We start from the raw sequence: 8,505 nt of genomic DNA on the forward strand, positions 1-8,505 counted from the left end.
GCCGCCACCCGCATCAGCCACTTCGCACAACTTCGCCCCGCCGGATAGATCCGACGGGGCGAAGCAGCAGAACCCGAATTAACCAACAGCATCCCACCCGGGGTCGGGCCCTTTCGGCGCGTCAGCCGCCGGAGTCGTCCAGCTCGGCGCCGTCGGGCGGGGTGTCGTCGTCGCGGCTGGCCAGCCAGCCGTCGGGCAGGAACACCTTGCCCGGCGAGTTGGTGCGGCCGCGCGGCTGGCCGAGGTTCTCCACCGGGAACGGTACGGCCGGGTCGAGCTTGCCGAGCAGGTCGTCGAGCTGGGCCAGGCTCTCGATCATGGCGAGTGAGCGGCGCAGCTCGCTGCCGATCGGGAACCCCTTGAGATACCAGGCGACGTGCTTGCGGAAGTCGGTGCAGCCGTCGCGCTCGCCCCGAGCCGGGTTGCGGGCACCCGCCACGAACTGGTCGACCAGCAGTTCGGCGTGGCGGCGCATGGTCACCGCCACCTCGCCGAGGCTCGGCAGCCGCCGCTCGCTACGACCCTTGAAGGCGGCCTCCAGATCGGCGAAGAGCCACGGCCGGCCCAGGCAGCCGCGCCCGATCACCACGCCGTCCACCCCGGTGTGGTCGACCATCCGCAGCGCGTCGTCGGCCTCCCAGATGTCGCCGTTGCCCAGCACCGGCACGTCCAGCGCCTGCTTCAGGGTGGCTATGGCGTCCCAGTCGGCGGTTCCCGAATAGCGCTGCGCGGCCGTACGCCCGTGCAGGGCGACCGCGGCGACGCCGGCGTCCTGGGCGGCCAGCCCCGCCTCCACGTACGTCAGGTGGTCGTCGTCGATGCCCTTGCGCATCTTAACGGTGACCGGCACCCCGGCGGGTGACGCGGCGTCCACCGCGGCCCGCACCAGCCGGGCGAAGAGCCGGCGGCGCCAGGGCAGGGCCGAGCCGCCGCCGCGCCGGGTGACCTTCGGGACCGGGCAGCCGAAGTTGAGGTCGATGTGGTCGGCGAGGTCCCGCTCGACCACGATCCGCACGGCGGCGGCGGTGATCTCCGGGTCGGTGCCGTAGAGCTGGAGGCTGCGGGGGTGCTCCTCGGCGCCGAAGGCGATCATGCGGAGCGTCTTCGGGTTCCGCTCGACCAGCGCCCGAGTGGTGATCATCTCGCACACGTAGATGCCGCCGCCCTGCTCCCGGCAGAGCCGGCGGAAGCCGACGTTGGTGATCCCGGCCATCGGCGCGAGCACCACCGGCGGCCACACCCGGTGCGGCCCGATCGTCAGCGCAGGCAGGGTCGGGGCAGTCACCGGACAAGTGTACGGGGGCCCCGGCGCGCCGGCCGGGGCCCCGTGACCAGCGTCAGCAGCCGGGCAGGCGCTCGATCAGGTAGCGCTCGACCTGGTCCAGGGAGATGCGCTCCTGGGCCATGGTGTCCCGGTTCCGCACGGTCACCGCGTTGTCGTCCAGGGTGTCGAAGTCGACGGTCACGCAGAACGGCGTGCCGATCTCGTCCTGACGGCGGTAGCGGCGGCCGATGGCCTGCGAGTCGTCGAACTCGACCACCCAGCGCTTGCGCAGGTCGGTGGCGAGCTGCTTGGCCTTGGGCGAGAGCGCCTCGTTGCGGGACAGCGGCAGCACCGCCACCTTGACCGGGGCCAGCCGCGGGTCGAAGCGCATGACGGTGCGCTTGTCCACGCCGCCCTTGGTGTTCGGCGCCTCGTCCTCGTCGTACGCCTCGAGCAGGAACGCGAGCACCGCGCGGGTCAGGCCGGCGGCCGGCTCGATCACGTACGGGATCCAGCGCTCGCTCTTGGTCTGGTCGAAGTACGACAGGTCGACCCCGGAGTGCTTGCTGTGCGTGGAGAGGTCGAAGTCGGTGCGGTTGGCGATGCCCTCCAGTTCGGCGAACTCGGAGCCGCCGAACTGGAACCGGTACTCGATGTCGACGGTGCGCTTCGAGTAGTGGGAGAGCTTCTCCTTGGGGTGCTCGTAGAAGCGCAGGTTCTCCTCGGACAGGCCCAGGTCGAGGTACCAGTTCCAGCGCTCCCGCAGCCAGTACTCGTGCCACTGCTCGTCGGTGCCCGGCTCGACGAAGAACTCCATCTCCATCTGCTCGAACTCGCGGGTCCGGAAGATGAAGTTGCCCGGGGTGATCTCGTTGCGGAACGACTTGCCGGTCTGCGCGATGCCGAACGGCGGCTTCTTGCGGGCGACCGTCTCCACGTTCTTGTAGTTGACGAAGATGCCCTGGGCGGTCTCCGGGCGCAGGTAGTGCATGCCCTCGTCGCTCTCCACCGGGCCCAGGTAGGTCTTCATCAGGCCGTTGAACATCTTCGGCTCGGTGAAGGTGCCCTTGTTGCCGCAGTTCGGGCAGTTCAGCTCGGACAGCGAGGTGAGCGGCTTGCCGTGCTTCTCGGCGTACGCCTCTTCGAGGTGGTCGGCGCGGAACCGCTTGTGGCAGGACTGGCACTCGGTCAGCGGGTCGACGAACTCGGCGATGTGGCCGCTGGCCTCCCAGACCTGGCGGGCCAGGATGACCGCCGAGTCCAGGCCGACGACGTCGTCGCGCTGCTGGACCATGGTCCGCCACCACTGTCGGCGGACGTTCTCCTTGAGCTCCACGCCGAGCGGACCGTAGTCCCACGCCGACCGGGTGCCCCCGTAGATCTCGCTGGAGGGGAAGACGAAGCCTCGGCGCTTGGCGAGGCTGACGACGGCGTCGATACGGTCGGCTGGCATGTTTCCTCCTACGCCGGCTGGCGGTCGGCGGGGGCGATGTGAGTGGAACCGGACGGTTCGGGACAACGGTACGACCGCCGGAGTCCCGAGCCCAGCAGAATACCGGGGCCCGGTCAGCTCACCCCACACACCTCCATGCCGCCCGTCTGCTGGTCCGGCGCGAGGGTCACCGTCTGGGCCTCCCGTTTGCCGCCGGAGAGGGTCACGTCGACCGGCACGGTCAGCGTCTGCGGGTCCACCTCGCCGACCCGGTAGCCGGAGATCTGCGGTTCGGTGGCCACCCGCTGCTCGAACTCCGAGCGGGACTCGCGCCGCCGGGCGTCGTCGCAGAGCTGGTCGTACGCCTTGGACCAGTCCTTCTCGACGAGGGCCTGGTAGTAGTCGTCGGTGACCGCCCGGCCCTGTTCCTCGACGGCCTGGACGTTGCTCACCGCCAGCCCGACCACCGCGGCGCCGCCACCGCCGCAGCAGAGCAGCACAGCGAGCGCGCCCACGCCGAGGCCGAGCCAGAGGCGGGCCCGCCGGCCCTCGGTGGGCGGGGCGGCGAAGGGCGGGGCGACCCCGGGACCGGGCGGGGGTGCGGGAACGCCGGGGTCCGCCGGCGAGTCCGGTGCCGCGGGCGCGTCGGACGGCACGGGATGCGGGGGTGGGGCGGCCGGGCCGGGTGCGGTCATACGCCAGAGGGTAGTGCCCTCCGCGTCACCGGTAAGGACCTGCGGCCCGATCACTGGCGACGATGACGATCTCGCCCTCCGGCGCGGCGCTGGCGAGGGTCTCGTACGCCGACGGCTCGTCGACGGACTGGGCCAGCAGCGGCACGGCGGTGACCTTGACGTCGAAGCCGCCCAGCGCCCGCCGGTACGCCCCGACCGACTCCCATTCGGTGAGCAGGCACCAGTGGGCCGGGTCGTCGAACGCGCGCAGCAACTCGCCGCGCCGGTAGCCGGGGCGGGCGGCGAGCGCGGTGAGGGCGGCGTGCGCCCGTTCGGTGAACTCGGCCGCGCCTTCGGGGGCGACCACGAACCGGTTGGTGACCAGCACCGGCTTCCTCCTCGTAAAGTCTGTGGGATGGAGCGTACGCAGACCCCCCTGCTGGCCCGGTTGTCCCGGCTCAACCCGACGGTGGTGTTCCTGGCCACTCTGGTCGTGGTGCTGGTGGGGCTCTTCGCCCCCGGCGCGCTCGGCGGTGGCGTGCTGCTGGCGTTGGCCGCGGTGCTGGTGTGGCTGATGGTGGTCACCTGGCCGGTGCAGGCGGTGGGCACGCGCGTGCTGCGCCTGGTGATGCTGACGCTGCTGCTCGCGGTCGCGCTGGCCAAGCTGCTGTGAGCCGCCCGCGCGGGCGGACATGCAATCATGCGTTTTTGACAATCAATTTCGTTATCGCGGACAGTTGACGGCATGACCGTCCGCATCGCCCGCGCCCTGGCCGCCGCGACCGCCCTGCTCACCCTGGGTGGCGTCGCGGCCTGCTCGACCGAGGGCGGCGGCGGGCACGACCCGGGTCGGGTGGACGTGGTGGCCGCGTTCTACCCGCTGCAGTTCCTCGCCGAGCGGATCGGCGGACCCACGGTCACCGTCACCAACCTGGTCAAGCCCGGCGCCGAGCCGCACGACCTGGAGCTCAACCCCCGCCAGGTCGGCCAGGTCGTCGACGCGGAACTCGTCGTCTACCTGGGCGGCTTCCAGCCGGCCGTGGACGAGGCCGTCGCGCAGAACGGCGGTGACCGGGCCTTCGACGTCGCCGACGTGCAGCCGCTGCGGGCCGACGCCGGTCACCGGCACGCGGACGGCACCGAGCACGAGGCCGACGGCGGCGGCCGGGACCCGCACGTCTGGCTCGACCCCGGCCGATTGGCCACCATCGGCGACCGGCTCGCCGACCGGCTCGGCCGGGCCGACCCCGCCCACGCCGCCGACTACACCAGCCGGGCCACGGCGCTCCGCACCGACCTGGCACGGCTCGACGGCGAGTACGCCGAGGGCCTGCGGAACTGCCAGCGCCGGGAGATCGTGACCAGCCACACCGCGTTCGGCTACCTTTCCGACCGCTACCACCTCGACCAGATCGGCGTCACCGGCCTCAGCCCGGAGGCCGAGCCCTCCCCGAAGCGCCTCACCGCGGTGGCCGCCGAGGCCCGGGCCCACCGGGCCACCACCATCTTCTTCGAAACCCTGGTCAGCCCGAAGGTCGCCGAGACCGTGGCCCGGGAGGTCGGCGCGCGCACCGCCGTGCTCGACCCGATCGAGGGCCCGCCCGCCGAGGGCGACTATCTCGCCGCGATGCGTACCAACCTCCAGACCCTGCGGACCGCCTTGGACTGCTCATGACCACACCCGTGATCCAGGTCGCGCACGCCGCCGTCGGCTACGACAGCCGGGCGGTGCTGCGGGACGTCTCGCTCACCGTCACCGCCGGCGAGGTGGTCGCCGTGCTCGGCGCCAACGGCTCCGGCAAGTCCACCCTGATCCGCGCCGTGCTGGGCCTGGTCCCGCTCGGCGCCGGGTCGGTCACCCTCTTCGGCGCACCGCAGCGCCGCTTCCGGCAGTGGCACCGCATCGGGTACGTCCCGCAGCGGCTCGGCGCGGGCAGCGGCGTACCGGCCACGGTCAACGAGGTGGTGGCCTCCGGCCGGCTGGCCCGCCGGGGCGTGCTGCGCCCGGCCGGGCGGGCCGACCGGGAGGCGGTCGCCGCGGCACTGGACGCCGTCGGCCTCGCCGACCGGGCCGGCGACCCGGTCGCCACCCTCTCCGGCGGCCAGCAGCAACGCACCCTGATCGCCCGGGCCCTGGCCGGCCGCCCGGAACTGCTGGTGCTGGACGAGCCGACCGCCGGGGTCGACATGGCCAGCCAGGAGGCGTTCGCCCGCGCGCTGCACGGCTTCGTCGGCGACGGCGGCACCGTGCTGCTGGTCGCCCACGAGTTGGGGCCGCTGCGGCCGCTGATCAGCCGTGCCGTCGTCGTGCACCAGGGCGGCATCTGCCATGACGGGGCGGTGCCCGAGCCGGCCGGGCACCACGCCGAACCGGGCCACGACCACGTGCACCCGCACTGCGACGAGGAGCCCGCCGGGCTGTGGAGCAGCTGATGGATCTCTTCCAGTACGACTTCATGCTGCGCGCCCTGGTCGGCGCGCTGGTCATCGGGCTGGCCGCGCCGGCCCTCGGCATCTACCTGGTGCAGCGGCGGCTGGCGCTGATCGGTGACGGCATCGGGCACGTCGCGCTCACCGGCGTCGGCGCGGGGCTGCTGCTCAACCGCTCCCCCGTGCTGGTGGCGGTGCTCGCCGCGACGGTCGGCGCGATCGTGATCGAGCTGGTCCGCGCGCGCGGGCGTACCTCCGGGGACCTGGCCCTGGCGCTGCTCTTCTACGGCGGCATCGCCGGCGGCGTGCTGCTGGTCGGGCTCTCCGACGCCAGCAGCGCCTCGCTCAACTCGTACCTGTTCGGGTCGCTGATCACCACCTCCCGGGGCGACCTGGTCACCATCCTGCTGCTCGGCCTGGCCGTCCTGGTGGCGATGGTGGCCCTGCGCCCGGCGCTCTTCGCGGTCTGCCACGACGAGGAGTACGCGCGGGTCTCCGGGCTGCCCGTCCGGACGCTCAACCTGCTGCTCGCGGTGACCACCGCGGTGACCGTGACCATCGCCATGCGCTCGGTCGGGGTGCTGCTGATCAGCGCGCTGATGGTGGTGCCGGTGGCGACCGCGCAGCAGGTCACCCGGGGGTTCGCCAGCACCATGGCGGCGGCCATGACGCTCGGGCTCTTCGCCGCCGGCGCGGGCGTTGCGGTGGCCGCCGGCGCGGACACCCCGCCCGGCGCCTCGGTGGTGCTGCTGGCCATCGCCTCGTTCCTGGTGGTCGCGCTGGCCGCGGCGGGCTGGCGGGCGGTACGCCGGCGGTCCCGGCCGGCCGCCGCGCCGGTCACCGAGGCGTTCGCCGAGCCGCCGGAGCACGAGGTGGCGCTCCCGTGAGCCGCCGCGGGCCGGTCCTGCTGGCATTGGTTACCGTTACGGGGTGACCGCCACGAACGGGTACGACGCCTTCGAAGGCGCGGGTGAGCTGCTGCGCGCGTTGTCGGCGCCGATCCGGCTGGCGATCGTCAGCGAGCTGGCCGAGGGTGAGCGCTGCGTGCACGAGCTGGTGGAGAAGCTGGGCGCGCCCCAGCCACTGGTCTCCCAGCACCTGCGCGTGCTGCGCGGCGCCGGCGTGGTGCGGGGTTCCCGCCGCGGCCGGGAAATCGCGTACGCGCTGGTCGACGAGCACGTCGCGCACATCGTCGCGGACGCGGTCAGCCACGCCGGGGAAGGACCGCGATGACCGGGCGGCCCACCCGGGGCGGCCGGAGGGAGGTGGCGGCGTGACCGACGGAGCGCTGCGCAACACCCGGCAGCGGACGGCGGTGAGCACGCTGCTGGCCGAGGTGGAAGGCTTCCACAGCGCCCAGGACCTGCACGCGATGCTCCGCCAGCGCGGCGAGCGGGTCGGCCTCACCACGGTCTACCGGACGTTGCAGGGGCTCGCCGACGCCGGCGAGATCGACGTGATGCGCCCGCCGGGCGGCGAGCACCTCTACCGGCGGTGCAGCGAGGGCCACCACCACCACCTGGTCTGCCGGCACTGCGGGCGGACCGTCGAGGTGGCCGGCCCGGCGGTGGAGAGCTGGGCCGAGCGGGTCGCCGCCGAGCACGGGTACGCCGAGGTCAGCCACACCCTGGAGATCTTCGGCAGCTGCCCGGCCTGCGCCGGCTGAAGCTGGATCGTGCCGGCGGGGCCGGAGCGTGGCACGCTGTCCGGCGTGAAGATCTACGCTGATCGCTTTCCGATCGCCCTCCGTCAGCTCCTCACCGACCTGCTCGTGGTCGCCTGGGTGTACGCCTCGATCCGCTTCGCGCTCTGGCTGCACGACCTCATCGAGAAGCTCGCCGTACCGGGACAGAAGCTGGAGGGAGCCGGCGGCAGCCTCGCCGACAACCTGGCCGAGGCGGGCGGCAAGGTCGGCCGGGTGCCGCTGGTCGGCGACGAGCTGACCGCCCCCTTCAACCGGGCCGCCGACGCCGCCCGGTCGGTCGCCGAGGCCGGCCACGACCAGCAGGAACTCGTCGGCCAGCTGGCCCTCGGGCTGAGCATCGCGGTGCTGGTCATCCCACTCGGCCTGGTCCTCGTCGGCTGGTTGCCGCCGCGGCTGCGCTGGATGCGCCGGGCCGGCGCGGCGAAGCGGCTGGCCAGCGCACCCGCCGGGCGGGACCTGCTGGCGCTGCGCGCGCTCGCCGGGCAACCGCTGGGCCGGCTGACCCGGATCGACCCGGACGTGGCCGAGGCGTGGCGGCGTGGCGACGACGCCACCGTCGACGCGCTCGCCGAGCTGGAGCTGCGCAGCCTCGGCCTGAGGGCGGGCCGCTAAGGTGTGCCGGTGCTGTACTTCCTGATCGTCGTCGCGGTGCTGCTGCTGATCTACGCGGGCGTCCTGGTGAGCTTCCTCCGCAAGGGTCGCCGCATCCCGCCCGCCGCGTACCTGGTGCTGGCCGGCCTGAACGGGCTGATCCTGGCCGGGGTGATCGCCTGGGCCGTCGCCCGCTGACCCACCTGCCTCCCGCGCCACCGTCGGCCCCACCCAACGCGAGACCGTCCCCACGCCTGGCGGCGCGAGACCGTCCCGACCCCGGCGTGTGGCCGTCCCGACGCCGGCGCGTGGCTGGCGCGTGGCGGCGCGTGGCGGCGCGTGGCGGCGCGTGGCGGCGCGTGGCGGCGCGTGGCGGCGCGTGGCGGCGCGTGGCGGCGCGTGGCGGCGC

Annotated in this window: 12 protein-coding genes; 8 read left to right on the forward strand and 4 right to left on the reverse strand. The window is 73.4% G+C overall.

Annotation, left to right across the window (positions count from 1 at the left end):
* Nucleotides 1–121 precede the first annotated feature (121 nt).
* The 4 genes from dusB to AB0I11_RS20460 all read right to left on the reverse strand — a co-directional run bounded on the left by dusB (nucleotide 122) and on the right by AB0I11_RS20460 (nucleotide 3,758).
* Nucleotides 122–1,285, reverse strand: a complete 1,164-nt coding sequence (gene dusB / locus AB0I11_RS20445) for a tRNA dihydrouridine synthase DusB (protein WP_357322495.1) — start codon at nucleotides 1,283–1,285, stop codon at nucleotides 122–124.
* Between the two features lie 52 nt (nucleotides 1,286–1,337).
* Nucleotides 1,338–2,717 (reverse strand): glycine--tRNA ligase, encoded by a 1,380-nt coding sequence (locus AB0I11_RS20450; RefSeq protein ID WP_357322498.1) that lies wholly within the window; start codon nucleotides 2,715–2,717, stop codon nucleotides 1,338–1,340.
* Nucleotides 2,718–2,830: 113 nt separating this feature from the next.
* Complete coding sequence (locus AB0I11_RS20455; RefSeq protein WP_357322501.1) at nucleotides 2,831–3,391, reverse strand: hypothetical protein; 561 nt, start codon at nucleotides 3,389–3,391, stop codon at nucleotides 2,831–2,833.
* 25 nt (nucleotides 3,392–3,416) lie between these two features.
* Nucleotides 3,417–3,758, reverse strand: coding sequence for an antibiotic biosynthesis monooxygenase family protein (locus AB0I11_RS20460; RefSeq protein WP_357322504.1), 342 nt, complete (start codon nucleotides 3,756–3,758; stop codon nucleotides 3,417–3,419).
* A 27-nt stretch (nucleotides 3,759–3,785) separates the two neighbouring features.
* On the opposite strand from AB0I11_RS20460, the gene AB0I11_RS20465 reads away from it, so the two are divergent.
* From AB0I11_RS20465 to AB0I11_RS20500, 8 genes are all read left to right on the forward strand, one after another.
* Entirely contained in the window at nucleotides 3,786–4,043 is a 258-nt protein-coding gene (locus AB0I11_RS20465; RefSeq protein WP_357322506.1) for a DUF6703 family protein, read from the forward strand.
* Nucleotides 4,044–4,115: 72 nt separating this feature from the next.
* A complete protein-coding gene (locus AB0I11_RS20470; RefSeq protein WP_357322509.1) occupies nucleotides 4,116–5,045 on the forward strand; it encodes a metal ABC transporter substrate-binding protein in 930 nt (309 codons plus the stop codon).
* Nucleotides 5,042–5,803 (forward strand): metal ABC transporter ATP-binding protein, encoded by a 762-nt coding sequence (locus AB0I11_RS20475; RefSeq protein WP_357322512.1) that lies wholly within the window; start codon nucleotides 5,042–5,044, stop codon nucleotides 5,801–5,803. The genes AB0I11_RS20470 and AB0I11_RS20475 overlap by 4 nt, the downstream gene beginning before the upstream one ends.
* On the forward strand, nucleotides 5,803–6,687 hold the full coding sequence (locus tag AB0I11_RS20480; RefSeq protein ID WP_357322515.1) for a metal ABC transporter permease: 885 nt from the start codon (nucleotides 5,803–5,805) through the stop codon (nucleotides 6,685–6,687). The genes AB0I11_RS20475 and AB0I11_RS20480 overlap by 1 nt, the downstream gene beginning before the upstream one ends.
* Before the next feature lie 43 nt (nucleotides 6,688–6,730).
* The gene (locus AB0I11_RS20485; protein WP_046571524.1) at nucleotides 6,731–7,033 is read left to right on the forward strand and encodes a metalloregulator ArsR/SmtB family transcription factor; all 303 of its coding nucleotides are present in this window, start codon (nucleotides 6,731–6,733) and stop codon (nucleotides 7,031–7,033) included.
* A 40-nt stretch (nucleotides 7,034–7,073) separates the two neighbouring features.
* Nucleotides 7,074–7,466, forward strand: a complete 393-nt coding sequence (locus AB0I11_RS20490) for a Fur family transcriptional regulator (RefSeq protein ID WP_357322518.1) — start codon at nucleotides 7,074–7,076, stop codon at nucleotides 7,464–7,466.
* 45 nt (nucleotides 7,467–7,511) lie between these two features.
* Entirely contained in the window at nucleotides 7,512–8,117 is a 606-nt protein-coding gene (locus AB0I11_RS20495; RefSeq protein WP_357322520.1) for a hypothetical protein, read from the forward strand.
* 9 nt (nucleotides 8,118–8,126) lie between these two features.
* Nucleotides 8,127–8,294, forward strand: coding sequence for a hypothetical protein (locus tag AB0I11_RS20500; RefSeq protein WP_357322523.1), 168 nt, complete (start codon nucleotides 8,127–8,129; stop codon nucleotides 8,292–8,294).
* Nucleotides 8,295–8,505 lie beyond the last annotated feature (211 nt).

It is taken from the genome of Micromonospora sp. NPDC050495 (assembly GCF_040655175.1).
Taxonomy (GTDB): domain Bacteria; phylum Actinomycetota; class Actinomycetes; order Mycobacteriales; family Micromonosporaceae; genus Micromonospora.